We start from the raw sequence: 23,890 nt of genomic DNA, 5'->3' as shown, positions 1-23,890 counted from the left end.
GCCGCCCCCTGAAGCGAAATCAGCGTAGTATGCGTGCTGCTGAATCGTTTTTACGGCGTCCGTTATTGCGCCACCAACGAAGCGTCACGGGTCAGAGGCCCCACGGCATGATTGAGCTCGAACAAGAAGATCCTATCCCGCAAGGCGACCTGGCCTTGCAGATCACCGCGCTGCCGCGCGAAACCAATGGTTTCGGCGATATCTTCGGCGGCTGGCTGGTCGCCCAGATGGACCTGGCCGGCACCGCCATGGCCAGCCGCGTCGCCGGAGGCCGAGTGGCCACGGTAGCCATCGATCGCATGGCGTTCCTGGTCCCGGTGGCCGTGGGCGCGCAGTTGTCCTTCTATACCCAGACCCTGGAAATCGGCCGCAGCTCGATCCAGATGATGGTCGAGGTATGGAGCGACGACCCGCTGTCCAGCGAATGGCGCAAGGTTACCGAGGCGGTGTTCGTGTTCGTCGCCATCGATGGCAGTGGTCGCACCCGCTCCGTACCTCGTCGCTGAGCCTGGCCAGCGGTAAACTCATTGCACGTCACCGGGTCCAACGGCCTGACAGACAATCAATGAGACGAACGCAATGGCTAACTTCACGGTCGAGACCGAGCTGCACGGCGAACTCAACTGCTGGCGCATCACCAGCGATCATGCCGAACTACTGATTGCCCAGCAGGGCGCCCAGGTTCTGAGCTATCAGCGCCTGGGCGAGCCTCCGCTGCTGTGGCTGAGCGACCAGGCCATCTTCCGCCAGGGCAAGTCGGTGCGTGCCGGCGCTCCCGTGTGCTGGCCGTGGTTCGGTATCTTCGAGCGCAATCCCGATACGGTCAAAGCCATGTTCAAGGGCGAGCAGCCGCCCGCCCACGGCCTGGTGCGTGGCCGTGACTGGCAGTTGTTGCGCGCCGAGGAACACGGCGACCACCTGCAGGTCGAGTTCGAATTGCCCGAAGCCCAGGGTGACCTGCCGGGTTGGCCTCATGAGGTCCAGCTCAAGCTCCTGGTAGAGCTGGGTGACCAGCTGAAGCTCACCCTCACCAGCTACAACCTCGGCAATACCGATGTCACCCTGAGCCAGGCGCTGCACAGCTACTTCGCCGTGAGCGATGTGCGCCAGGTGCAAGTGGAAGGCGTGGACGGGCTGGCCTACATCGAAACACTGGCCAATTGGGAACAGCGCAAACAGCAGGGCAACCTGGGTTTCGCGGGCGAGACTGATCGCATCTACCTGAACGCGCCCGATCGACTGGCGATTGTCGATCCGCACTGGAACCGACGCACCACCCTTACTGCTGGCGGCTCAAGCACCGCGGTGATCTGGAACCCCTGGACCGACCGCGCCCGCGACCTGCCGGACATGGCCGACGATGGCTGGCAGCGCATGCTGTGCATCGAGACGGCGAATGTGATGGATGACGTGGTGGTGCTCAAGCCAGGGGCGACTCATGCGATGAGCGTGGCAATCGGTAGCGAAGCGCTCTGAAATCGCTATCGCGGGGCGGCCCGACTTGCCCCGCGATACGCTCTGCCAGGCTCAGAGGTCCGCATCCTCCACCACCCTCACCTGCCCCGCCTCCAGTGCATAGGCCGCATCCGCCAAGTCATTGCTGACCGCCTCCACCTTCAAGGTGCCGGTCACCCACAGCGGCGTGTAGATGTCGTCGATCTTCAGCCCTTTCGGATACCGCACCAGCACCAGCTGGTTCGGTGGCGGCGGCGGTACATGGATGCACGCCCCTGGGTAAGGCACCAGGAAAAACAGCGTGCTGTTGCCTTTGGCATCGCTCTCCAGCGGCACCGGATAACCACCCAGGCGGATCTGCCTGCCGTTCATGGCGGCCACGGTCTTGGTCGAGTACATCACTGCCGGCAGGCCCTTGCTCTGCTTCAGCCCACCCTTGGCGGTGAAGGTGCCCAGGGCTTCCGGGGAGTTGTGATCGATCTCGGGCATCTGCTCGAGCGCCTTCTGGTCCGACTTGGGCATCAGTTCCAGCCAGTCGGTCTCGGGCAGTTCGGCATGGGCCAGGGCGCTGGCCAGCAACAGGGGAATGAGGGATAACGCACGCATGGAAATGCTCGGCAACTCAGGATGAATTGCCGGGCATTCTAGCGGGAATTCAGCGTTTCTTGATGAAGCCGTAGATCACCAGCAGGATGATCGCGCCGACCAGGGCCCCGAAGAAGCCCGCGGCCTGCCCGGCCTGGTAGATGCCCAGGGCTTGTCCGCCGTAGGTGGCGGCCAGGGAACCGGCGATGCCGAGGAGAATGGTCATGATCCAGCCCATGCTGTCGTCACCCGGTTTCAGGAAACGCGCCAGCAGGCCGACGATCAGGCCGATGAAGATGGTTCCAATGATGCCCATGGCAATCCCTCTGTGATGAACATGAGACATGCCAAAGCCTAGTCAGCGCTTCGGCATGTTGCCATCTCAGAGCGGCAATGCCCGGCAGAAGTTCGATCAGCCGGCGATCAACGCCTCTACTTCGGCAATCTTGGCCTTCAAGGTGGCCATGTCCTGGCAGCGCAGGGTGGCGTGGCCAACCTTGCGCCCGACCTTGAATGCCTTGCCGTAGTGGTGCAGGTGGCAGTCATCGATGGCGACGACTTTCTCCACTGCTGGCACTTCGCCGATGAAGTTGAGCATGGCGCTTTCGCCGACCTTGGCGGTCGAGCCCAGCGGCAGGCCGGCCACGGCGCGCAGGTGGTTCTCGAACTGGCTGCACTCACTGCCTTCGATGGTCCAGTGCCCGGAGTTGTGCACACGCGGGGCGATTTCGTTGGCCTTCAGGCCACCGTCCACTTCGAAGAACTCGAAGGCCATGACGCCCACGTAGTCGAGTTTCTGCAGCACGCGGCCAACGTAGTCTTCGGCCAGGGCCTGCAACGGGTGCGCCTCGCTGGCCACCGACAGGCGCAGGATGCCGCTGTCATGGGTGTTGTGCACCAGCGGGTAGAAGCGGGTTTCACCGTCGCGGGCGCGCACGGCCACCAGCGACACTTCCCCGGTGAACGGCACGAAGCCTTCCAGCAGGCACGGCACGCTGCCCAGTTCGGCAAAAGTGTCGACCACGTCTTCGGGCTTGCGCAGGACCTTCTGGCCCTTGCCGTCGTAACCCAGGGTGCGGGTCTTGAGCACGGCCGGCAGGCCAATGCTTGCCACCGCGGCATCGAGGTCCGCCTGCGAGAGGATGTCGGCAAAGGCCGGGGTGGGAATCCCCAGATCGCGGAACATGCTCTTCTCGAACAGGCGATCACGGGCGATGCGCAGGGCCTCGGCGCTCGGATAGACCGGGACGAACTGCGAGAGAAAGGCCACGGTCTCGGCCGGCACACTTTCGAACTCGAAGGTCACCAGGTCGACTTCGTCGGCCAGCTGGCGCAGATGGTCCTGGTCACCGTAGTCGGCACGCAGGTGCTCGCCCAGCGGCGCGGCGCAGGCGTCTGGTGCCGGGTCGAGGAAAGCGAAGTTCATGCCCAGCGGGGTGCCCGCCAAGGCCAGCATGCGGCCCAGTTGGCCACCACCGATTACACCGATCTTCATGGGTTTCAGCCTCAAGCCTGACGCGGGTCTGGATTATCCAGCACGGTGTCGGTCTGCTCGGTGCGGAACTGCTTGAGCGCCGCGTGGAACTGCGGGTGCTTGGCCCCGAGGATGCTCGCCGACAACAAGGCTGCGTTGATCGCGCCGGCCTTGCCGATGGCCAGGGTGGCGACCGGGACGCCAGCAGGCATCTGTACGATCGACAGCAGCGAATCAACACCCGAGAGCATCGACGATTGCACCGGCACACCGAGCACCGGCAGATGGGTCTTGGCGGCGCACATGCCCGGCAGGTGGGCGGCGCCGCCGGCGCCGGCGATGATCACTTCGATGCCGCGGCCTTCGGCCTCATCGGCGTACTGGAACAGCAGGTCCGGGGTGCGGTGGGCGGAAACCACCTTCACTTCGTAGGGAATGCCGAGTTTTTCCAGCATATCGGCGGTGTGGCTAAGGGTGGACCAATCGGACTTGGAGCCCATGATCACGCCAACCAGTGCACTCATCGTCGAGCCTCTTCGCTTGTGCGCCCGCAGGCGCGTCAAAAAACAACAAGCCACGCGGGACGACCGGCGTGGCTTGTTTGCTGATCATGACCGGAATCTATCCGGTCGAGGGGCCGCGCAGTATAGCGTAACGTTGCGCGGTCACGGCACCCCCGGCGACCAACTGTCGGCCTTATTTTTCGGGGGTTTGGCTGACTTTTGGGTCAACTGAACCGCCCTCCAGCTTGCGCCACAGCAAGCGCACGTTGGCCTTGCGCACCAAGGCGCAGCGATACAGGCGGATTTCCAGTGGCACATGCCACTGGCTGCCACCGCAGATCGCCAGCTCGCCACGCTCCAGTTCGCCGCGCATCGACAGCTTCGGGACCCAGGCGATGCCCATGCCTTCGAGCGCCATGCTCTTGAGACTGTCGGCCATGGCCGTCTCATAGACAGTGGTATAGCGCAGGTTGCGCTGGCGCAGCAGCAGGTTGACCGACCGACCGAGGAAGGCGCCGGCGCTGTAGGCCAGCAAGGGCACGCTGGCCTCCCCCTCCAGGTCGAACAGCGGCTTGCCGTCGGGGCCCACGGCACACACCGGAAGCATTTCGGTATTGCCCATGTGCAGCGACGGGAAGATCTCGGCGTCCATCTGCAGCGCCGCGTCCGGGTCATAGAAGGCCAGCATCAGGTCGCAGCCGCCTTCGCGTAATGCATGCACCGCATCACCGACGTTGGTGGCGACCAGGCGCGTGGCGATGTTAAGGCCATCGTTGCGCAATTGCGCCACCCAGCGGGGGAAAAAGCCCGATGCCAAGGAGTGCGCGGCCGAGACCTGGATCACTTCGCCCTGACCGCCTTCGAGGTGATGTAAATGGCGGAGAACTTCGCTCAACTGGTCGACAACGGTGCGTGCAGTGACGAGAAACAGCTGCCCGGCCTCGGTCAGTTCGATGGGTGTGCGGGAACGATTCACCAAGGTCAACCCAAGCGCCGCTTCCAAGCTGCGTATGCGTCGGCTAAACGCTGGCTGGGTAACGAACCGGCGCTCGGCCGCTTGCGAGAAACTGCGGGTCGAGGCCAGGGCACTGAAGTCCTCCAGCCATTTGCTTTCGAGGTTCATCGACTACTCCGCACTGCGTGCACCAAAATGGAACACGCTCGATTGTCAATCGGCGTCACATCAAACCGTATGCCGTTTGCGCATAGGTTAGCGTGCAACAGCATTGGCCGCAAAATCTGGGCAGCCCTAGCATTGGCGCCATTCCGGCAGGTGCCGGGTCAAAATCGAGATGATATCCATCATGTCCTCCGCTGCATCGTTCCGCGTCGAAAAAGATCTGCTTGGTACCCTTGAAGTCCCTGCCGATGCCTACTACGGCATCCAGACTCTGCGCGCTGCCAACAACTTCCACCTCTCCGGTGTTCCGCTGTCGCACTACCCGAAACTGGTAGTCGGCCTGGCGATGGTCAAGCAGGCAGCTGCTGACGCCAACCGTGAGCTGGGGCACCTGAGCGATGCCAAGCACGCCGCGATCAGCGCAGCCTGCGCACGACTGATCAAAGGCGACTATCACGAGCAGTTCGTGGTGGACATGATTCAAGGCGGTGCTGGTACTTCCACCAACATGAACGCCAACGAAGTCATCGCCAACATCGCGCTGGAGGCCATGGGTCACCAGAAGGGTGAGTACCAGTACCTGCACCCGAACAACGATGTGAACATGGCGCAGTCGACCAACGACGCCTACCCGACCGCGATTCGTCTGGGTCTGCTGCTGGGCCACGACGCCCTGCTGGCTAGCCTCGACAGCCTGATCCAGGCCTTCGCTGCCAAAGGTAAAGAGTTCGACCACGTTCTGAAGATGGGCCGTACCCAGCTGCAAGACGCCGTGCCGATGACCCTGGGCCAGGAATTCCGCGCCTTCGCCACCACCATGACCGAAGACCTGCAGCGCCTGCGCTCGCTGGCTCCGGAACTGCTGACCGAAATCAACCTGGGCGGCACCGCCATCGGTACCGGCATCAATGCCGACCCGGGCTACCAGATGCTGGCCGTCCAGCGCCTGGCGATCATCAGCGGCCAGCCGCTGGTGCCGGCTGCCGACCTGATCGAAGCCACCTCCGACATGGGCGCCTTCGTGCTGTTCTCCGGCATGCTCAAGCGCACCGCGGTCAAGCTGTCGAAGATCTGCAACGACCTGCGCCTGCTGTCCAGCGGCCCACGCACCGGCATCAACGAGATCAACCTGCCGGCGCGCCAGCCAGGCAGCTCGATCATGCCAGGCAAGGTCAACCCGGTTATCCCGGAAGCCGTCAACCAAGTCGCGTTCGCCATCATGGGCAACGACCTGGCCCTGACCGTCGCCGCCGAAGGTGGCCAGCTGCAGCTGAACGTGATGGAACCGCTGATCGCCTACAAGATCTTCGACTCGATCCGCCTGCTGCAACGCGCCATGGACATGCTGCGCGAGCACTGCATCGTCGGCATCACCGCCAACGAACAGCGCTGCCGTGAACTGGTCGAGCACTCGATCGGCCTGGTCACCGCCCTGAACCCATACATCGGCTACGAAAACGCCACCCGTATCGCCCGCGTCGCCCTGGAAACCGGCCGCGGCGTGCTGGAACTGGTGCGCGAAGAGAAGCTGCTGGACGAAGAGATGCTCAACGACATCCTGCGTCCGGAAAACATGATCGCTCCCCGTCTGGTTCCGCTGAAGGCGTAACCCAGACCGCTGCAAACAGTCTCACCAGGTCGAGGGACTAGACACCTCTCAACCTTTCAAGGGCCCGAGCGCATGCTACGGGCCCTTTTTTTATGCCTGCGAAATGCTGTTGATAGGGGAGCGGCCGTGGGAGCGGGCTTGCCTCGCGATATTGATGCGGGCCTCAACTACGCCATCGCGGGGCAAGCCTGCTCCCACGCCACGCCGCGTACCCGGCACACAACTTGCTCGGTAATGCTCCCCAGCTCAACGGGATGCCGAGCATGCTGCACAGCCACCTCACCACCCTCAACGCCGTTTCGCTGATCCTCCAGGTGTTCCAGGAAGACGGCGTGGACGCGCAGCACATGCTCGCCGGCAGCGGCATAGGTCCCGCAGACCTGGGCCACGCCGATGCGCGCATCACCACCCAGCAGGAACTGCAGGTCTGCGCCAACGCCGTGGCCCGGCGCCAGGACATCGGCCTGGAACTCGGCCGGCGCATGCACGTGTCGTGCTACGGCATGCTCGGTTACGCCCTGCTCTCAAGTGCCACTTTGGGTGACGCCCTGCGCCTGGCGCTGACCTTTCCGGCACTGCTGGGAACAGTCTTTCAGCTGCGCCTGGTGGACGATGGCCAGCGCGTGTGGCTCAGCGCCAGCGACCATTACGACGCGCCTGGGCTGGCCGCCTTCAATGCCGAATTCTGCCTGCTGTCGCTGAAAGTGATCTGCGATGACCTGCTCGGCCGCCAACTACCGTTGCTGGCGGCGCGTTTCGAACACCCGCGCCCGGGCTACCACGCGCTCTATGACCCTGCATTCCAGTGCCCACTCGGCTTCGGCGCCAGCGACAATGCCTTCGCTTTCGAACGACACTGGCTGGACATGCCCCTGCCCCTGGCCGACCCGATCACCCACAAGGCCATGGGCGAACGCTGCCGGCGCCTCAACCTGGAGTTCACCGGCCGCCAAGCTTGGCTGGGGCGGATCCGCCAGCTGCTGCTGCGACAACTGGATGCCGCGCCTGGGCTGGAAGGCTTGGCACGGCAGATGAACTGCTCGTCGCGCACACTGCGCCGGCATTTGCAGGCGCTGGGCAGCAGTTATCAACAGCTCCTCGACGAGCTGCGCTTCGAGCGGGCCAAGCAGTTGCTGGCCGAGGACCAGATGCCGATCTACCGCATTGCCGAAACATTGGGGTTCAGCGAGACCGCGAGCTTCCGACATGCCTTCCAGCGCTGGAGCGGCGTGGCGCCAAGCCATTTTCGCGGTTGACCGGTTACGGACGGCTTGGCCACATCGATCCCCTTTTGGCCGTTTGCGACGTTCTCCAGTACCGGGCAGTCCGTAAAAATGGCTCCACGCCAGTGAATACGGAGAACAACAACGTGCTGACGATCTATTCCGATGACCACCGCCTGCACCATGGCCGCTGCGAGCTCATCGACGGCAAGCTGATGCCCTGTTTCGAAATGCCGTCGCGCGCCGACCACGTCCTGGAGCGCGTCAAGCAGCGCAACCTCGGGCCCGTGCAAGGCCCCGCCGACTTTGGCCGCGCGCCGCTGCAGCGCATCCACAGCGCCGACTACCTGGATTTCTTCGAAGGCGCCTGGGCCCGTTGGGCCGCGCTTGGCCAGGAAGGTGACCTGCTGCCGTTCACCTGGCCGGCGCGCACCCTGCGCCAGGTCAAACCCAGCGGCCTGCACGGCGAGCTCGGTTATTACAGCTTCGACGCCGGCGCACCGATCACCGCCGGCACCTGGCAGGCCGCCTACAGCGCCGCCCAGGTCGCCCTGACCGCCCAGGCCGCGATCCAGCAAGGCGCCCATGCCGCATTCGCCCTGTGCCGGCCACCAGGGCACCACGCCGCAGGCGAAGTGATGGGGGGTTACTGCTACCTCAACAACGCAGCCATTGCCGCCCAGGCCTTCATCGACCACGGCCGGCGCAAGGTAGCCATCCTCGACGTCGACTATCACCACGGCAACGGTACGCAGGACATTTTCTACACCCGCAACGACGTGTTCTTCGCCTCGATCCACGGCGACCCGCAGGACGAGTTCCCGTTCTTCCTCGGCTACGCCGACGAGATCGGCGAAGGTGCCGGCGAAGGCTGCAACATCAACTACCCGCTGCCTGCCGGCAGCGACTGGGCAGCCTGGAGCGCAGCCCTCGAAGACGCCTGCCAGCGCATCGCCACCTTCGATGCCGATGTGCTGGTGATCTCCCTTGGCGTGGATACCTTCAAGGACGACCCCATCTCCCAGTTCAAGCTCGACAGTCCCGACTACCTGGCGATGGGCAAGCGCATCGCCCAGCTGGGCAAGCCGACCTTGTTCGTGATGGAGGGCGGCTACGCTGTGGAGGAAATCGGCATCAACGCGGTCAATGTGCTGGAAGGCTTCCAGCAGGCCCAGCCAGGAGCGTGAACATGACCCGACTCAAACGTCTGCTCGCCCCGCTCGTCGCCGCCGGCCTGTTCGCTGGCGCACTGCAGGCACACGCCGAACAGCGTACCCTGCGGGTATACAACTGGTTCGACTACATCACCCCGCAAACCCTGGTCGACTTCCAGAAGGACAGCGGGGTCAAGCTGATCTACGACATCTTCGACACCAATGAAGCACTGGAAGCCAAGCTGCTCACCGGCAACTCCGGCTATGACGTGGTGGTGCCGTCCAACGTGTTCCTCGCCAAGCAGATAGAAGCCGGCGTGTTCCAGCCCCTCGATCGGGCGAAGCTGCCCAACTGGCAACACCTTGACCCGGCACTGATGAAGCTGATCGAGGCCAATGACCCCGGCAACAAGTTTGCCGTGCCTTACATGTACGGCACGGTGCTGATCGGCTTCAACCCGGCCAAGGTCAAGGCGGTGCTCGGCGACGACGCACCGGTGGCCAGCTGGGACCTGATCTTCAAGGAAGAGAACATCGCCAAGCTCAAGCAGTGTGGCGTGGCGCTGCTTGATTCGCCGTCGGAGATCCTGCCGCTGGCGCTGTCGTACCTGGGCCTGGACCCCAACAGCGGCAAGCCGGCCGACTATCAGAAAGCCCAGGACCTGCTGCTGAAGATCCGCCCGCATGTAACCTACTTCCACTCGTCCAAGTACATGGCCGATATCGCCAATGGTGATATCTGTGTGGCGGTGGGCTACTCGGGCAGCTTCTCCCAGGCCGCGAATCGGGCTCGTGAAGCGAAGAACGGCGTGGTGGTGGACATGCGTCTGCCGAAGGAAGGCGCGCCGATCTGGTTCGACATGCTGGCGATCCCCAAGAACGCCGCCAACCCGGAAGATGCCCACACATTCATCAACTACCTGTTGCGACCAGAAGTGATCGCACCGATCAGCGACTTCGTCGGCTACCCGAATCCGAACAAGGATGCGACCGACAAGGTCAGCCCGGCGATCCGCAACAATCCAAACCTGTACCCGACGGCGGAGGCAATGGCCAAGTTGTACACGCTCAAGCCGTTGCCACGGGATGCCGAGCGGGCGCGGACGCGGGCCTGGACCAAGATCAAGTCGGGGACCTGATGTTTTTGGGGCTGCAGAGCGGCCCCATTCAATCTCGCCAGGCCTTGCGCAGGCGCATCAAAGCCTGCGCAATCTCCCCTTCTGGCACTGCCGCGAATCCCAGTACCAGCCCTGCCCTCGTATCCGCAGGTTCCGCGCTGTCCTCCAGCCAGTAGCTGCTCAGCGGAGTGACCTCCACCCCCACCGCCTCCGCCCGCGCCACCAACTCCTGCTCCCGCGCCAAGTTATCCACAGCCACCTTCACATGCAGCCCTGCTGCGACGTCTGGCATTGCCCCCAGCCCCGGTACATCCACGGGCCAACCGGCCTTCAGCACATTCCTGCGGGCCAGCGCCGCCCGGCGCATACGGCGGATATGCCGCTGGAAATGCCCTTGGGCCATGAACTGCGCCATGACACATTGCGTGCCGACTTCCGAGTGACGCACCGCCAGCGCCTTGGCCTGGCTGAATGCCCGCACCAGGCGTCCGGGCAGCACCAGGTAACCCAGCCGCAAAGCCGGAAATGCGATCTTGCCGAACGTTCCGACGTACAGCACCCGGCCCTGCCGATCCAGTGCCGCCAGCGGTGCCAAAGGCGCACCGCTGTAGCGGTACTCACCATCGTAATCGTCCTCGACGACCCAACCGTCCTGGCGCTCGGCCCAGGCCAGCAACGCCAGGCGCCGGGCCAGGCTCATGGTCACACCGGTGGGGTACTGGTGAGCCGGGGTCACGTAAGCCAGCCGGCAATCCGGCAGCTCGGCCAGGCGCGCACAGTCCATGCCCTCTTCGTCTACCGGCACGCCGCTGACCCTTGCCCCCGCCAGGGCGAAGGCGTGCCCGGCAGCGCGGTAGCCCGGGTTTTCCACAGCCACCCCGTCACCAGGCTGCAACAGCAACTGTGCACAAAGGCTGATCGCCTGCTGCGCACCACTGGTGATCACAATTTGTTCAGCACTGCAGGAAAGCCCTCGCGATCGACGCAGATAGGTGGCAATCAAATCACGCAACGGCAGCTCCCCTGCCGGGTCGCCATAGCCGAGCAGCGCCGGGTCGGGATTTCGCCAGAAACCCGCTTGCAGCTTGGCCCAGACCTCGAAAGGAAACAGGTCGAAGGCTGGCAGGCCAACCCTGAAAGCCCTCGGCGCATCGCCTTTTGGCGGCGGCAGATGGTGCTTTTTCAGACGCAACAACGGCTCGCTGCACAGCGCAAAACTGGATAAATCCTCAGTATCAGACGCCTCAAATGTGGATAAGTCTGTTGATAACACCAGGGATAACCCTGTGGACAGTTGTGTGGATAGTTTTCCCAGGCGGCTTACATAGGTGCCATCGCCTACCCGGCTTTCTATAAAGCCCTCGGCATACAACTGGTCATAGGCACGCACCACGCTGTTGCGCGACAACGCGAGCACCGCCGCAAGGTCACGGGTGGCCGGCAGCCGAGTGCCGCCTTCCAGGCGCCCATCCAGCACGCGCGCGCGCAAGGCCTGGTAAAGCTGCTGGCTAAGCCCGCGATGGCGATCCAGGACGATCCCTGCCGGATCGAAAGGCAACGCGTGGGTACGTTCGCTCATGGTATTGGACCTATCAAAACAGTCACGAATGGCTCTTACACAGAGCCAATAGCCTGCCTAGCATGAAGCCACAGCACAAGGAACACCGGCATGTACAACAGCAAACCGCATCAGGAACATGACCTTGCCCGCCTGCACCAGCACATGCTGCACACCCGCCTGGCAACGCTGGTCAGCCACGGTGAGCACGGGCTGCTGGCCACCCATCTGCCCGTGCTGGTCACCACCGGCGAGGGCGAATTCGGCACGGTCTACGGCCACCTCGCCAGGGCCAACCAGCAGTGGCAAGACCTGGCACAAGGCGCTGAAGCCTTGCTGGTATTCCCCGGCGCCGACGCCTATGTCAGCCCTGGCTACTACCCGAGCAAGACGGACAACCCCAAGGTGGTGCCCACCTGGAACTACATGGCGGTGCATGCCTGGGGCCCGGTGGAGGTGATCCACGCACCGACGCAATTGCTGGACATCGTCAGCCGCCTGACCGACCGCCATGAGCAAGGCCGCGCAGCACCGTGGAGCGTCGCCGATGCTCCGGCTGACTACCTTGACGGCATGCTCCGCGCCATCATCGGTATCCGCCTGCCGATCGCCCGCCTGCAGGGCGCACGCAAGCTCAGTCAGAACCGTTCGGCGCAAGACATCGCCGGGGTCCGCGCAGGCCTGGCCGCCAGCGCCGACCCTGTGGATAACCAACTCGCCGCGCACATGCGCGACCTCTGAAGGAAAAGCCCATGACCAGCATCACCCTGCGCCCGGTGGGCGCCAACGACCACGCCGCCTGGCTACCCTTGTGGCAGGCCTACCTGCGCTTCTACCAGGCCGAACTGCCCGACGCAGTCAACACCAGCACCTGGCAACGCCTGCTCGATGCGAACGAGCCCACCCACTCGGCGTTGGCCTGGGTCGATGGCAAGGCGGTGGGGATGGTCAACTTCATCTACCATCGTTCCAACTGGAGCATCGAGAACTCCTGCTACCTGCAGGACCTCTACGTGGACAGTGAAGTGCGTGGCCTGGGCATCGGTCGGCAGTTCATCGAGCATGTCTACGCCACGGCCAAGGCCGCCGGCTGCATCAAGGTGCACTGGCTGACCCACGAGACCAACGCCACCGCCATCAGCTTGTACGAGCAGGTCGCCGAGCGACCGGGCTTCATCCAATTCCGCAAAGCACTGTAGGCCGCCCATGAACGACGCATTGAACTGGAAACCCGCCGGTACGCCCAAGGCCGAGCCCATCGAAGGCCGTTTCATCAGCCTGGAGAAGCTTGACCCGGCGCGCCATGGCAACGACCTTTGGGAAGTACTGCAAGGTCCGGGCTCGGACCCAGCGCTATGGGACTATCTGCCCTACGGCCCGTTTGCTGGGCGCGCCAGCTTCGACCGCTGGCTGGAAGGCAACGCCGCCAGCCGCGACCCGCTGTTCTACAGTGTGATCGACCGCGCCAACGGCCAGGTTCAGGGCATCCTCAGCTACATGTCGATCGTCCCCGAACACGGCCGCTTCGAGATTGGCCACATCGCCTTCGGCGCCGCCATGCAACGCACACCCAAGGGCACCGAGGCGGTTTACCTTTTGAGCAAACTGGGCTTCGAGCTGGGCAATCGCCGGCTGGAATGGAAGTGCAACGACGCCAATGCCCGCTCCAAGCGCGCGGCCGAACGGTTCGGTTTTGTGTTCGAGGGCGTGTTCCGCAACCACATGGTGGTCAAGGACCGTAATCGCGATACAACGTGGTATTCGATTACCGATACCGAATGGCCGACCGTGGCGGCGGGGTTCGAGCGTTGGTTGAGTGAGGAAAACCAGCAGCCTGAGGGACAAGTCCGCACGCTGGAAGCGTGCCGCGTGGGCTGATTTATCCAGACAAAAAAAGGGGAGCATCCGCTCCCCAGAGGTTAACAGCTTGTAGATGAAGGCTTCTGTCAGCCTTCGATCTCGATCAGGATTTCGCCCGGGGTCACCCGGTCGCCCTTGGCCACGTGAATGGCCACGACCTTGCCGGCGATCGCTGCCTGGACTTCGGTCTCCATCTTCATCGCCTCGGTGATCAGCACCGCCTGGCCGGCCTTGACCACGTCGCCTTCCTTGACCAGCACATCGACGATGTTGCCCGGCATGCTGGTGCTGACGTGGCCCGGCGCGCTGGCCTGCTTGCGCTTGCTGCCGCCACCGCCGACGAATTCGTTGAGCGGCTCGAACACCACTTCTTCCGGCATGCCGTCGATGGACAGGTAGAAGTGGCGCTTGCCTTCGGCCTTCACGCCGACACCGGTGATATCGACGCGGTAGGTTTCACCGTGGACATCGATGACGAACTCGGTCGGCACGCCTTCACCGCCCACCGCCCCCACCGCGCCAGCTTCCGGAATCGGCAGCAAGGCTTCTGGCTTGAGGGTGCCGGCTTCACGCTCCTCGAGGAACTTGCGGCCGATGTCGGGGAACATGGCGAAGGTCAGCACGTCCTCCTCGGAGTGCGCGAGGCTGCCGATGTCGGCGCGCAGCTTGGCCATCTCCGGCTTGAGCAGGTCGGCCGGGCGCACGTCGATCACGTCCTCGCTGCCGATCGCCTGGCGCCGCAGCTGCTCGTTGACCACACCGGGGGCTTTGCCGTAGCCGCCTTGCAGGTACAGTTTCACTTCATTGGTGATGGTCTTGTAGCGCTCGCCGGCCAGCACGTTGAAGAACGCCTGGGTGCCGACGATCTGCGAGGTCGGGGTCACCAGCGGCGGGAATCCCAAGTCTTCGCGCACCCGCGGGATCTCCGCCAGCACTTCGTTCATGCGGTTGAGCGCGCCCTGCTCCTTGAGCTGGTTGGCCAGGTTGGAAATCATCCCGCCCGGTACCTGGTTGACCTGCACGCGGGTATCCACGGCGGTGAACTCGCTTTCGAACTGGTGGTACTTCTTGCGCACGGCGTAGAAGTACAGGCCGATCTCCTGCAGCAGCTCGAGGTCCAGGCCGGTGTCGAACTCGCTGCCCTTTAGCGCGGCGACCATCGACTCGGTGCCCGGGTGGCTGGTACCCCAGGCGAAGCTGGAGATCGCGGTGTCGATATGGTCGACGCCGTTCTCGACGGCCTTGAGCTGACACATCGCGGCCAGGCCGGCAGTGTCGTGGGAGTGGATGAACACCGGCAATGACTGCTCGGCTTTCAGTGCCTTGACCAACTCGCCGGTGGCGAACGGGGTCAACAGGCCAGCCATGTCCTTGATCGCCACCGAGTCGCAACCCATGGATTCCATCTGCTTGGCCTGCTGAACGAAGGCATCGACGGTATGCACCGGGCTGGTGGTGTAGGCGATGGTGCCCTGGGCGTGCTTGCCGGCGGCTTTCACCGCCTCGATGGCCACGCGCAGGTTACGCACATCGTTCATGGCGTCGAAGATGCGGAACACGTCGATGCCGTTGACCGCGGCCTTGGCCACGAAGGCCTTGACCACATCGTCGCTGTAATGGCGGTAGCCCAGCAGGTTCTGCCCGCGCAGGAGCATCTGCAGGCGGGTGTTGGGCAGCGCGGCACGCAGCTTGCGCAGGCGCTCCCACGGGTCTTCCTTGAGGAAGCGCACGCAGGCGTCGAAGGTGGCGCCGCCCCAGACTTCCAGCGACCAGTAGCCGACCTTGTCGAGCTTGTCGCAGATCGGCAGCATGTCTTCGGTGCGCATGCGGGTGGCCAGCAGGGACTGGTGAGCGTCGCGCAGGATCGTGTCGGTAACAAAGATTTTCTTGGACATTATTCGGTTCCTCACAGGCCTGCGTGGGCGGCGATGGCGGCGGCGATGGCCAGGGCCAGCTCTTCGGGTTTGCGCTTGATCGAGTAGTTGGTCAGTTCAGGGTGGCTTTCGACGAAGCTGGTGTTGAACTGGCCGCTACGGAATTCCGGGTTGCGCAGGATTTCCTGGTAGTACGCGGCAGTGGTCTTGACCCCCTGCAGGCGCATGTCGTCCAGGGCCCGCAGGCCGCGGTCCATGGCTTCTTCCCAGGTCAACGCCCAGACCACCAGTTTCAGGCACATGGAGTCGTAGAACGGGGGAATGGTGTAGCCCGTGTAGATCGCCGTGTCGGTACGCACACCCGGGCCGCCCGGGGCGTAGTAGCGGGTGATCTTGCCGAAGCTGGGCAGGAAGTTGTTCTTCGGGTCTTCGGCGTTGATGCGAAACTGCAAGGCAAAGCCGCGGTGCTGAATGTCTTCCTGCTTGATCGACAGCGGCAGGCCGGAGGCGATGCGGATCTGCTCGCGAACGATGTCGATGCCGGTGATTTCCTCGGTGATGGTGTGTTCCACCTGCACCCGGGTGTTCATCTCCATGAAGTACACCTCGCCATCGGCGAGCAGGAACTCCACGGTACCGGCATTCTCGTAGTCCACCGCCTTGGCCGCGCGCACGGCCAGGTCGCCGATGTAGGCACGCTGCTCAGGGGTCAACTGCGGGCTCGGGGCGATCTCGATGAGTTTCTGGTTGCGGCGCTGGATCGAGCAGTCGCGCTCGAACAGGTGCACCACGTTGCCGAAGCTGTCACCGAGAATCTGCGCCTCGATATGCTTGGGGTTGACGATGCACTTTTCCAGGAACACTTCCGCCGAGCCGAAGGCCTTGGTGGCCTCGGAAATTACCCGGGGGAAGTTCTGTTCCAGTTCCTCGCGGCTGTTGCAGCGGCGAATGCCGCGCCCGCCGCCACCGGAGGTGGCCTTGAGCATCACCGGGTAACCGATGCGGTCGCCTTCCTGCAGGGCTTCATGAATATCGGCGACGTTGCCTTCGGTGCCGGGGGTGACCGGCACGCCGGCCGCGATCATGGTGCGGCGCGCTTCGGTCTTGTCACCCATGCGGCGAATGACGTCGGCAGCCGGGCCGATGAACTTGATCCCGCGTTCAGCGCAGATCTCCGCCAGTTCGGCGTTTTCCGACAGGAAACCGTAGCCGGGATGCAAGGCATCGCAGCCGGTCTCGACAGCAAGGTTCACCAGCTTGCGCGGGTTCAGGTAGCCGGCCAGGGGCTCGGCACCGATGCTGTAGGCCTCGTCGGCGCGCTTGACGTGCAAGGCGTGGCGGTCGGCGTCGGAGTAGATCGCCACGGAGCGAATGCCCATCTCGGCGCAGGCACGCACGATCCGTACTGCAATCTCACCCCGGTTGGCGATCAGGATTTTTGTTATCACTGGAGTCTTCCCAAAGCCGTAGGAACAGACGATCCGGTTCTACCGGTCGGCGCGTGACCAAACGTCGCTGGCCAGTCGCATATCCACCCTAGCGCTGAAGGTCGATAAACAAAAATCAATATTTGTTAGAGGCAGCATAAGCAAAAGCTTATAGTTGGGTAACAAGGTTTTGCCGGAGCACCGCAAAAAATGCGCAAGTCATTGATGCGTATGACTTTACGTCAGCTGCAGGTCTTCAACGAAGTGTGTGATTTGCGCTCCTACAGCCGGGCGGCCGAAGAGATGGCGCTGACGCAACCCGCCGTTAGTCTACAGATCCGCCAGCTCGAGGAGCTGGTTGGCCAGCCGCTGTTCGAGTATGTCGGCAAGAAGCTCTACCTGACCGAGGCCGCCGAAGCGCTGCAACGCGCCAGCCGGGATATCTTCGGGCGCCTGGAAAACCTCGATATGCAGCTGTCGGACATGCAGGGCTCACTGCAGGGGCAGCTGAAACTGGCGATCGAATCCAGCGCCAAGTACTTCGTGCCACACCTGTTCGCCGCCTTCAAGCAGCGCCACCCGGAGGTCAACCTCACCTTGACGGTGGTCAACCGTGCCCAGGCGATCAGGCGCCTGTCGGACAACCGCGACGACCTGGTCATCATGTCCATGGTGCCCCAGGACATGGGCCTCGAGTTCCTGCCCTTCCTGAACAACCCGATCATCGCCGTGGCACCGCCGCAACACCCGTTGTGCAAGCCGGACAGCCTGCGCCTGCAGGATCTCGAACCGCACACCTTGCTGGTCCGTGAACAGGGTTCTGGCACCCGCAAGGCCTGCGAGGAGTTTTTCAAGGACAAGCGCGTGCATTTCACCCAGACCCTCGAGGTGGCCTCCACCGATGCCCAGCGCGAATGCGTGGTGGCCGGGCTGGGCATCGCCCTGCTGACCCGTCATGCGGTCAACATGGAACTGGCCACCGGCATGCTCAGGGAGTTGCCGGTGGAAGAACTGCCGTTGTACCGCAGCTGGTGCCTGGTGCAGTCCCGGAGCAAGCGGCAATCGCCGGTGGCCCTGGCGTTTCAAGCGTTCATCCGCAGCGAACGTGCAATGATCAGCGGGCTTGTTGAGCGTTTCTCGGGGAAGTTGCCGCCGATACCTGCCACACCGTGAGGTCCTGCAGGTCGGGGTAGTCGGCCAGTTCGCGCAGCAACTGGCGTTGGTCGCAGTAGCATTCGATCGCGCGGCGGTACTCCATGCGGCGCTGATCCTTTTCCTGCTGCTTGCGAGCCTTGGCGTTGGGTTGGTACACACCGTCGTGATCACGTGCCATTGCCTGTCTCCCAGAAAGGATGCGGGGAGTTTCAGACTGGCCTCAGTGGTTTACGGTTTGGCGGTGGATTGGTGACGAAATGATGAAACCTGCATGGGCGCGGGCCAGCCCGCCCCCATGCGAGCACAGCCTTGAATCAGTCGTCGGTCGCCTTGATCGACTTGGGCGACAGGCGCAGGCTGCGCAAGCTGCGCTTCACGCTCTTGAGGTGGTTGACCAGGCTCGGCCCGCGGGCCATTGCCACGCCCATGGCCAGCACGTCGATCACAACTAAGTGGGCGATGCGCGAGGTCAGCGGCGTGTAGATTTCGGTGTCCTCATGTACGTCGATGGCCAGGTTGACCGTCGACAGCTCGGCCAGCGGTGTCTGGCTCGGGCACAGGGTGATCAGGTTGGCACCGCTCTCGCGCACCAGGTTGGCGGTGATCAGCAGGTCCTTCGAGCGACCCGACTGGGAAATGCACACCGCCACATCGCCCGGCTTGAGCGTGACAGCCGACATTGCCTGCATGTGCGGATCGGAATAGGCCGCCGCGCTGAGCAGCAGGCGGAAGAACTTGTGCTGCGCATCCGCCGCGACCGCGCCCGAGGCGCCAAAACCATAGAACTCCACGCGCTGGGCCTGGGCCATGGCCGTCACCGCCTGCTGCAAGGCTTGCGGGTCGAGGTGCTCGCGTACTTCCATCAAGGTATGCAGGGTGGTGTCGAAGATTTTCAGGCTGTAGTCGGCGACCGAGTCGTCTTCATGGATGGCAAATTGACCGAAGCTGGCACCGGCAGCCAGGCTTTGCGCCAGCTTGAGCTTGAGATCCTGGAAGCCCGAGCAACCGATCGCCCGGCAGAAGCGCACGATGGTCGGTTCGCTGATACCCACGCTGTGCGCCAGATCGGCCATGGAGCTGTGCATGACGGCAGCCGGATCGAGCAGCACATGGTCGGCCACTTTGAGTTCCGATTTGCGCAGCAGGTGCCGCGATTGGTCGATATGTTGCAACAGATTCACGGGCTGGACTCGGTTATGATCGGCGTGCCGGGATGTAGCTTTCTTGTAGTTATACTACATGCTTGCCAACCCGCCCAGCTAATCGAACGTGGAGAGTGGTGGTTTGACGATTCCTTGCGACATCCTGGTCTTCGGCGGCACGGGCGACCTGGCCCTGCACAAACTGCTCCCGGCGCTCTACCACCTGTATCGCGAATCCCGCCTGCACACCGCCGTGCGGATTATCGCCCTGGCCCGACGCAACCTGCCGCGCAACGACTACGTCAAGCTTGCCGAGCGCCATTGCCGGGCGCAGGTCGCCCGCCAGGACTTCGACGAAGACGTCTGGCAGCGCTTTTCGGCGCGGCTCGACTACTTCCCCATGGACGCGGCGCAGAGCGCTGACTTCGGCCGCCTGGCCCGCTACCTGGGTGAGCCCGGCGGCCTGACGCGGATCTTCTACCTGGCCACCGCGCCCAAGCTGTTCGTGCCGATCGCCACTCACCTGCGCATCGCCGGCCTGGCCGACAGCGAAGCGCGCATCGTGCTGGAAAAGCCCATCGGCCACTCGCTTGAGTCGGCCACCGCGATCAACGAAGCGATCGGCGCGGTGTTCGACGAGTCCCAGGTCTTTCGCATCGACCACTACCTGGGCAAGGAAACCGTGCAGAACCTCATGGCCCTGCGCTTTGCCAACGCCTTGCTCGAGCCGGTATGGCGCAACGGCCAGGTCGACCATGTGCAGATCAGCGTCTGTGAAACCCTCGGCGTGGAAAACCGCGGCGCCTACTACGACCGTGCCGGCGCTACCCGCGACATGCTGCAGAACCACCTGCTGCAACTGCTCTGCCTGGTGGCCATGGAGCCCCCCTCGCAGTTCGAGGCCGAAGCGGTACGCGACGAGAAGGTGAAGATCCTCCGCGCCCTCAAGCCCATCACCGGCCAGGACGTCCAGGACAAGACCGTGCGCGGCCAATACGGCGCCGGCAAGATCGGCGGCCAGGAAGTGCCGGCCTACTATTTCGAGAAGGACGTGGACAACGACAGCGACACCGAAACCTTCGTCGCGGTCCAGGCGCACATCGACAACTGGCGCTGGGCCGGCGTGCCGTTCTACCTGCGTACCGGCAAGCGCATGGCGCGGCGCTCGTCGCAGATCGTCATCCAGTTCAAGCCCGTGCCGCACGAGCTGTTCAGCGGCGGCCAGGTCAACCAGCTGCTGATCCAGCTACAACCGGATGAGCACATCAGCTTGCGCATGATGACCAAGAGCCCGGGCAAAGGCATGCGCCTGGCGCCGGTCGAGCTGGACCTCAACCTGGCCCAGGCCTTCGCCCAGACCCGCCGCTGGGAGGCCTACGAACGGCTGTTGCTGGATGTACTCGAAGGCGATTCGACGCTGTTCATGCGCCGCGACGAGGTCGAGGCCGCGTGGGCCTGGATCGACCCGATCCTGCAGGGCTGGGAGGAGCACTTCCAGGCGCCGCGCCCTTACCCCGCCGGCAGCAATGGCCCGGAACAGGCCAACAGCCTGTTGGCGCGCCAGGGCCAGGCCTGGCACGCCTAGCCCAACAGGTCGGCGGTCGAAAGCCCTAGCAGCGCTTTGAACGACGCGGCATCGACCGGCCGGCTGATCAGGTAGCCCTGCACCTCGTCACAGCCGTGCTCGCGCAGGAACTGCAACTGTTCACGGGTTTCCACCCCTTCGGCCACCACCTTCAATTGCAGGCTCTGCGCCATGGCGATGATCGCCCGGGTAATGGCCGCATCTTGCGTGCCTTCAAGCAGCCCGCGGATGAACGCCTGGTCGATCTTTACGTAGTCGACCGGGAAGCGCTTGAGGTAGCTCAGTGACGAGTAGCCAGTGCCGAAATCGTCGATGGCCAGCTTAACCCCCAGCGCGTGTAGCTGCTCGAAGGTGGCGATGATGTGCTCGACACTGTCCAGCAACTGGCTTTCGGTCAGTTCCAGCTCCAGCAGGTGCGGCGCCAGGCCGGACTCCTGCAGGACCTGGCGCACCAGGCTGACCAGCTTGCCCTGGCGCAACTGGTACACCGACAGGTTGACCGAAACACGCACCTCCAGGCCCTGGCGCAACCACTCGCAGGCTTGCCAACAGGCCTGGCGCAGCACGAACTCGCCCATGGGCGCGATCAATCCGGTTTCCTCCGCCAGGCCAATGAACTCGCTGGGTGGCACCATGCCCCATTGCGGGTGCTGCCAGCGTACCAAGGCCTCGGCCGCGTGCAACTGACCGGTGCGCAGGCACAGCTTGGGCTGGTAGTAGACCAGCAGCTGGCCTTCGTCTATGGCCTTGCGCAACTGATTCTCCAGCTGCAGGCGCTCAAGGGTGCTGGCACGCAGGCTCTCGGTATAGAACTGGAAGCTGTCGCCGCCCAGATGCTTGGCATGCTGCTTGGCCATGTCGGCCTGGCTTACCAGGGCATTGAGGTCCAGGCTGGCATCGGACAGCAGGCTGATACCCACCGAGGCGCTGATCACCACCTCGTGCCCGCCCACACGCTGGGGCACTCGCAGTTTGTCCAGCAACCGGGTAGTGACGCGCACCAGGCTGGATAAGTTGGTATAGCCGTCGAACAGCACCGCGAACTCGTCGCCGGATAGGCGCGCCACGGTATCGGCTTCGGGCACCGCGTTGGCCAGGCGCTGGGCCATCTTCTTCAGCAACTGGTCGGCCAGCTCATGACCCAGGCTCTCGTTGAGCAGCTTGAAGCGGTCCAGGTCAACATGCAGCAGCGCCAGGCTGCGGCCATTCAGACGCATGCGTTGCGCCGCCTCGTGCAGACGCAGGCGGAACAGCGCACGGTTGGCAAGGCCGGTGAGGTCATCGTAGTGCGCCAGATAGCGCAGGCGCTCCTCGGATTCGCGGCGCGCCGACAGGTCGGTGAAGAAGCCGACGATATTGACGATACGCCCCCGCACATCGCTCACGCTGTTGAGCTGCAACCATTGGGGATAGAGCTCGCCGCTCTTGCGCGCCTCGACCAACTCACCCTGCCAGCGCCCCTGCTGGTCCAGCGCCTGGTCGATGGCCTGGCTGTGGCGCCGGGCGTCGCGGCTGCAGGGTAGCTCCAGGGCGTTGCGGGCGATCAACTCGGCCCGGCCGTAGCCGGTGACATCGCAGAAAGCCTGGTTGACCGCCAGCAGCTGGAAGTCGGCATCGAGAATGGCGATCCCCTCGCTGGCTGCCTCGAACACCGTCGCGGCGAGCCGCTGCTGCTCCTCCTGCTCCTTCTGTGCGGTGATGTCACGGCGGGTGCCCAGCATGCGCAGGACCTTGCCCTGGGCATCGGATTCCACCGCCCGCCCACGGTCCTCGATCCAGCACCAGTGGCCTTGGGCGTGACGCACCCGGTACTCGACCCGGTAGTCCTCGGTGCGCCCCTTGAGATGTTCGACCAGCGTGCGCCGCAGCACCGGCAAATCATCGGGGTGCAGCCGCGGCTTGAGGTCGGCGCGTACCGAACGCACCTGGTCGGCATCGAGGCCGAACAGGGCATGCAGTTGTGTGTGATGGACTTCGTCGGTCTCCAGGTTCCAGTCCCACAGCCCCAGCTCGCTGGCCTGCAGGGCCAGGGCCAGGCGCTGCTCGCTCTTGCTCAGGGCCTGGTTGGCCTGGTCCAGCTCATGGCTACGTTCGGCCACGCGCTGTTCAAGGCCGGCATGGGCCTGGCGCAGGTCGTCCTCGGCCTGACGGCGCTGGGCGATTTCGGCGCTGAGCTTGCGGTTCAGGCCCTCGCTGTGGCGCTGGGCGCACTGCAGATGCTCGATCAGCGCCTGGTTCTGGAAGCGGCGCAGCAAGCCACGCTCGATCAGGCGATTGACCTGCCAGGCCACCACCATCAGCGCTACCAGCAGGATCAGCCCCAGCCAGCCCCAGCCACGCTGGTGCCCGGCGTCATAGACGAAGAGAAACGCGATCGGCGGCAGCAGGCACGGCACCGCGAAGCTGAGAAACGCCGGCAGGCTGACCGCGTAGGCGACACTGGCCGACAACGCCGCTGCCCCGAGCAGGCCGAATACCCAGGCCTGCTGCACGAAGTTGTCCGCCGGCGCCAGGGCGATCACCGCACTGGCCAAGGTCAGGCCGCTGAACGCCGAACCGAGCAGGAACATCCTCCGCCAGGCTGGCTTGGCCTGGCGAACCGGTGTCGCCGATTCGAAGGCCGCCACCTGGATCACCCGCAGCACCACCAGTGCCAGCAGCCAGGCCATCCACACACCAACCAGCAGATAGCGCCCAGGGCTCCACAGCAGCCAGGCGCTGAGCAGGCCGTTGAGCAGCATGAACAGGGTGGGCAGCAGAGAGCCCTGGTACAGCAGGCGAGTCCGCTCGATCGACAGCTGGGTGGCGAATTGCCTGCGAACGCTCCGTGTCGTCTCCGGCGATGCTCCGATCGCCATGCAATCCTGGGTCATATGGCTGGATTCTTTTGAGTTCTTGTTATGGCTGACCACAAATGTGCAGGGAGAATACACAAGCGTCGCGTCAGACCAAACTGCTCTACGTCATGATTTGGAAAATGTCTCGTCCGTCCAGGTCTGACCGCTCAACCACGCGGCGCTGCCAGCAGCGCCGATGAACGGTAGATGG

22 protein-coding genes are annotated in these 23,890 nt (G+C 63.8%); 11 read left to right on the top strand and 11 right to left on the bottom strand.

Annotated features, from left to right (window positions below):
• Positions 1-107 precede the first annotated feature (107 nt).
• Both BMY03_RS09280 and BMY03_RS09275 read left to right on the top strand, forming a co-directional pair.
• Positions 108-506, top strand: coding sequence for an acyl-CoA thioesterase (locus BMY03_RS09280; RefSeq protein ID WP_003253317.1), 399 nt, complete (start codon positions 108-110; stop codon positions 504-506).
• Positions 507-579: 73 nt separating this feature from the next.
• Complete coding sequence (locus tag BMY03_RS09275) at positions 580-1,476, top strand: D-hexose-6-phosphate mutarotase (protein ID WP_094010892.1); 897 nt, start codon at positions 580-582, stop codon at positions 1,474-1,476.
• 51 nt (positions 1,477-1,527) lie between these two features.
• Here the strand turns inward: BMY03_RS09275 and BMY03_RS09270 are convergent, their stop codons facing one another.
• From BMY03_RS09270 to BMY03_RS09250, 5 genes are all read right to left on the bottom strand, one after another.
• On the bottom strand, positions 1,528-2,061 hold the full coding sequence (locus BMY03_RS09270; RefSeq protein WP_023629867.1) for a DUF3299 domain-containing protein: 534 nt from the start codon (positions 2,059-2,061) through the stop codon (positions 1,528-1,530).
• Positions 2,062-2,110: 49 nt separating this feature from the next.
• The gene (locus tag BMY03_RS09265) at positions 2,111-2,356 is read right to left on the bottom strand and encodes a GlsB/YeaQ/YmgE family stress response membrane protein (protein ID WP_023629866.1); all 246 of its coding nucleotides are present in this window, start codon (positions 2,354-2,356) and stop codon (positions 2,111-2,113) included.
• Positions 2,357-2,452: 96 nt separating this feature from the next.
• Positions 2,453-3,535 (bottom strand): 5-(carboxyamino)imidazole ribonucleotide synthase, encoded by a 1,083-nt coding sequence (locus tag BMY03_RS09260; RefSeq protein ID WP_023629865.1) that lies wholly within the window; start codon positions 3,533-3,535, stop codon positions 2,453-2,455.
• 11 nt (positions 3,536-3,546) lie between these two features.
• Positions 3,547-4,038 (bottom strand): 5-(carboxyamino)imidazole ribonucleotide mutase, encoded by a 492-nt coding sequence (gene purE, locus BMY03_RS09255; RefSeq protein WP_031314848.1) that lies wholly within the window; start codon positions 4,036-4,038, stop codon positions 3,547-3,549.
• 172 nt (positions 4,039-4,210) lie between these two features.
• Positions 4,211-5,140: a LysR substrate-binding domain-containing protein gene (locus BMY03_RS09250; protein ID WP_023629864.1), complete on the bottom strand. Its 930-nt coding sequence runs from the start codon at positions 5,138-5,140 to the stop codon at positions 4,211-4,213.
• A gap of 181 nt (positions 5,141-5,321) precedes the next feature.
• Between BMY03_RS09250 and aspA the strand changes: the two genes are divergently transcribed.
• The 4 genes from aspA (at position 5,322) to BMY03_RS09230 (ending at position 10,262) form a co-directional block, all read left to right on the top strand.
• Entirely contained in the window at positions 5,322-6,746 is a 1,425-nt protein-coding gene (aspA, locus tag BMY03_RS09245; RefSeq protein WP_031314847.1) for an aspartate ammonia-lyase, read from the top strand.
• 263 nt (positions 6,747-7,009) lie between these two features.
• The gene (locus tag BMY03_RS09240; RefSeq protein WP_023629862.1) at positions 7,010-8,002 is read left to right on the top strand and encodes an AraC family transcriptional regulator; all 993 of its coding nucleotides are present in this window, start codon (positions 7,010-7,012) and stop codon (positions 8,000-8,002) included.
• A gap of 113 nt (positions 8,003-8,115) precedes the next feature.
• Positions 8,116-9,156, top strand: coding sequence for a histone deacetylase family protein (locus BMY03_RS09235; RefSeq protein ID WP_038707625.1), 1,041 nt, complete (start codon positions 8,116-8,118; stop codon positions 9,154-9,156).
• A 2-nt stretch (positions 9,157-9,158) separates the two neighbouring features.
• On the top strand, positions 9,159-10,262 hold the full coding sequence (locus tag BMY03_RS09230) for an extracellular solute-binding protein (RefSeq protein WP_094010890.1): 1,104 nt from the start codon (positions 9,159-9,161) through the stop codon (positions 10,260-10,262).
• Between the two features lie 28 nt (positions 10,263-10,290).
• Here the strand turns inward: BMY03_RS09230 and pdxR are convergent, their stop codons facing one another.
• Positions 10,291-11,820, bottom strand: a complete 1,530-nt coding sequence (gene pdxR / locus BMY03_RS09225; protein ID WP_094010889.1) for a MocR-like pyridoxine biosynthesis transcription factor PdxR — start codon at positions 11,818-11,820, stop codon at positions 10,291-10,293.
• 90 nt (positions 11,821-11,910) lie between these two features.
• On the opposite strand from pdxR, the gene BMY03_RS09220 reads away from it, so the two are divergent.
• The 3 genes from BMY03_RS09220 to BMY03_RS09210 are packed head-to-tail and all read left to right on the top strand — an operon-like array spanning position 11,911 to position 13,677.
• On the top strand, positions 11,911-12,540 hold the full coding sequence (locus tag BMY03_RS09220) for an FMN-binding negative transcriptional regulator (protein ID WP_094010888.1): 630 nt from the start codon (positions 11,911-11,913) through the stop codon (positions 12,538-12,540).
• Positions 12,541-12,551: 11 nt separating this feature from the next.
• Positions 12,552-12,998: a GNAT family N-acetyltransferase gene (locus tag BMY03_RS09215; RefSeq protein ID WP_094010887.1), complete on the top strand. Its 447-nt coding sequence runs from the start codon at positions 12,552-12,554 to the stop codon at positions 12,996-12,998.
• Positions 12,999-13,005: 7 nt separating this feature from the next.
• The gene (locus BMY03_RS09210; protein ID WP_094010886.1) at positions 13,006-13,677 is read left to right on the top strand and encodes a GNAT family N-acetyltransferase; all 672 of its coding nucleotides are present in this window, start codon (positions 13,006-13,008) and stop codon (positions 13,675-13,677) included.
• A 68-nt stretch (positions 13,678-13,745) separates the two neighbouring features.
• On the opposite strand, the gene oadA is transcribed toward BMY03_RS09210, so the two are convergent.
• On the bottom strand, positions 13,746-15,554 hold the full coding sequence (oadA, locus tag BMY03_RS09205) for a sodium-extruding oxaloacetate decarboxylase subunit alpha (RefSeq protein ID WP_023630198.1): 1,809 nt from the start codon (positions 15,552-15,554) through the stop codon (positions 13,746-13,748).
• A gap of 11 nt (positions 15,555-15,565) precedes the next feature.
• Positions 15,566-16,981, bottom strand: coding sequence for an acetyl-CoA carboxylase biotin carboxylase subunit (locus BMY03_RS09200; protein WP_023630199.1), 1,416 nt, complete (start codon positions 16,979-16,981; stop codon positions 15,566-15,568).
• Between the two features lie 204 nt (positions 16,982-17,185).
• On the opposite strand from BMY03_RS09200, the gene BMY03_RS09195 reads away from it, so the two are divergent.
• Positions 17,186-18,133: a LysR family transcriptional regulator gene (locus tag BMY03_RS09195; RefSeq protein ID WP_167335941.1), complete on the top strand. Its 948-nt coding sequence runs from the start codon at positions 17,186-17,188 to the stop codon at positions 18,131-18,133.
• Here the strand turns inward: BMY03_RS09195 and BMY03_RS09190 are convergent.
• Both BMY03_RS09190 and hexR read right to left on the bottom strand, forming a co-directional pair.
• Entirely contained in the window at positions 18,075-18,293 is a 219-nt protein-coding gene (locus tag BMY03_RS09190; RefSeq protein WP_081941302.1) for a PA3496 family putative envelope integrity protein, read from the bottom strand. The genes BMY03_RS09195 and BMY03_RS09190 overlap by 59 nt on opposite strands.
• A gap of 136 nt (positions 18,294-18,429) precedes the next feature.
• On the bottom strand, positions 18,430-19,296 hold the full coding sequence (hexR, locus tag BMY03_RS09185; protein WP_023630201.1) for a transcriptional regulator HexR: 867 nt from the start codon (positions 19,294-19,296) through the stop codon (positions 18,430-18,432).
• 103 nt (positions 19,297-19,399) lie between these two features.
• Between hexR and zwf the strand changes: the two genes are divergently transcribed.
• The gene (gene zwf, locus BMY03_RS09180) at positions 19,400-20,842 is read left to right on the top strand and encodes a glucose-6-phosphate dehydrogenase (RefSeq protein WP_094010885.1); all 1,443 of its coding nucleotides are present in this window, start codon (positions 19,400-19,402) and stop codon (positions 20,840-20,842) included.
• Here the strand turns inward: zwf and BMY03_RS09175 are convergent.
• Positions 20,839-23,700 carry an EAL domain-containing protein gene (locus BMY03_RS09175; RefSeq protein WP_094011058.1) on the bottom strand — a complete coding sequence of 954 codons (2,862 nt, stop codon included), beginning with the start codon at positions 23,698-23,700 and terminating at the stop codon, positions 20,839-20,841. The two genes, zwf and BMY03_RS09175, sit on opposite strands and share 4 nt — an antisense overlap.
• Between the last annotated feature and the right edge of the window lie 190 nt (positions 23,701-23,890).

This window comes from Pseudomonas soli (genome assembly GCF_900110655.1).
GTDB classification, from domain to species: domain Bacteria; phylum Pseudomonadota; class Gammaproteobacteria; order Pseudomonadales; family Pseudomonadaceae; genus Aquipseudomonas; species Aquipseudomonas soli.
The sequence above is the reverse complement of the archived record's forward strand: the minus strand, read 5'-3'. Positions and strand labels throughout refer to the sequence as shown.

Excerpts from the sequence above, each read along its gene's own strand:
- BMY03_RS09280 (WP_003253317.1), top strand. The coding sequence starts at position 108 with ATGATTGAGCTCGAACAAGAAGATCCTATCCCGCAAGGCGACCTGGCC.
- BMY03_RS09275 (WP_094010892.1), top strand. The coding sequence starts at position 580 with ATGGCTAACTTCACGGTCGAGACCGAGCTGCACGGCGAACTCAACTGC.
- BMY03_RS09270 (WP_023629867.1), bottom strand. The coding sequence starts at position 2,061 with ATGCGTGCGTTATCCCTCATTCCCCTGTTGCTGGCCAGCGCCCTGGCC.
- BMY03_RS09265 (WP_023629866.1), bottom strand. The coding sequence starts at position 2,356 with ATGGGCATCATTGGAACCATCTTCATCGGCCTGATCGTCGGCCTGCTG.
- BMY03_RS09260 (WP_023629865.1), bottom strand. The coding sequence starts at position 3,535 with ATGAAGATCGGTGTAATCGGTGGTGGCCAACTGGGCCGCATGCTGGCC.
- purE (WP_031314848.1), bottom strand. The coding sequence starts at position 4,038 with ATGAGTGCACTGGTTGGCGTGATCATGGGCTCCAAGTCCGATTGGTCC.
- BMY03_RS09250 (WP_023629864.1), bottom strand. The coding sequence starts at position 5,140 with ATGAACCTCGAAAGCAAATGGCTGGAGGACTTCAGTGCCCTGGCCTCG.
- aspA (WP_031314847.1), top strand. The coding sequence starts at position 5,322 with ATGTCCTCCGCTGCATCGTTCCGCGTCGAAAAAGATCTGCTTGGTACC.
- BMY03_RS09240 (WP_023629862.1), top strand. The coding sequence starts at position 7,010 with ATGCTGCACAGCCACCTCACCACCCTCAACGCCGTTTCGCTGATCCTC.
- BMY03_RS09230 (WP_094010890.1), top strand. The coding sequence starts at position 9,159 with ATGACCCGACTCAAACGTCTGCTCGCCCCGCTCGTCGCCGCCGGCCTG.
- pdxR (WP_094010889.1), bottom strand. The coding sequence starts at position 11,820 with ATGAGCGAACGTACCCACGCGTTGCCTTTCGATCCGGCAGGGATCGTC.
- BMY03_RS09220 (WP_094010888.1), top strand. The coding sequence starts at position 11,911 with ATGTACAACAGCAAACCGCATCAGGAACATGACCTTGCCCGCCTGCAC.
- BMY03_RS09215 (WP_094010887.1), top strand. The coding sequence starts at position 12,552 with ATGACCAGCATCACCCTGCGCCCGGTGGGCGCCAACGACCACGCCGCC.
- BMY03_RS09210 (WP_094010886.1), top strand. The coding sequence starts at position 13,006 with ATGAACGACGCATTGAACTGGAAACCCGCCGGTACGCCCAAGGCCGAG.
- oadA (WP_023630198.1), bottom strand. The coding sequence starts at position 15,554 with ATGTCCAAGAAAATCTTTGTTACCGACACGATCCTGCGCGACGCTCAC.
- BMY03_RS09195 (WP_167335941.1), top strand. The coding sequence starts at position 17,186 with ATGCGTATGACTTTACGTCAGCTGCAGGTCTTCAACGAAGTGTGTGAT.
- BMY03_RS09190 (WP_081941302.1), bottom strand. The coding sequence starts at position 18,293 with ATGGCACGTGATCACGACGGTGTGTACCAACCCAACGCCAAGGCTCGC.
- BMY03_RS09175 (WP_094011058.1), bottom strand. The coding sequence starts at position 23,700 with ATGGCGATCGGAGCATCGCCGGAGACGACACGGAGCGTTCGCAGGCAA.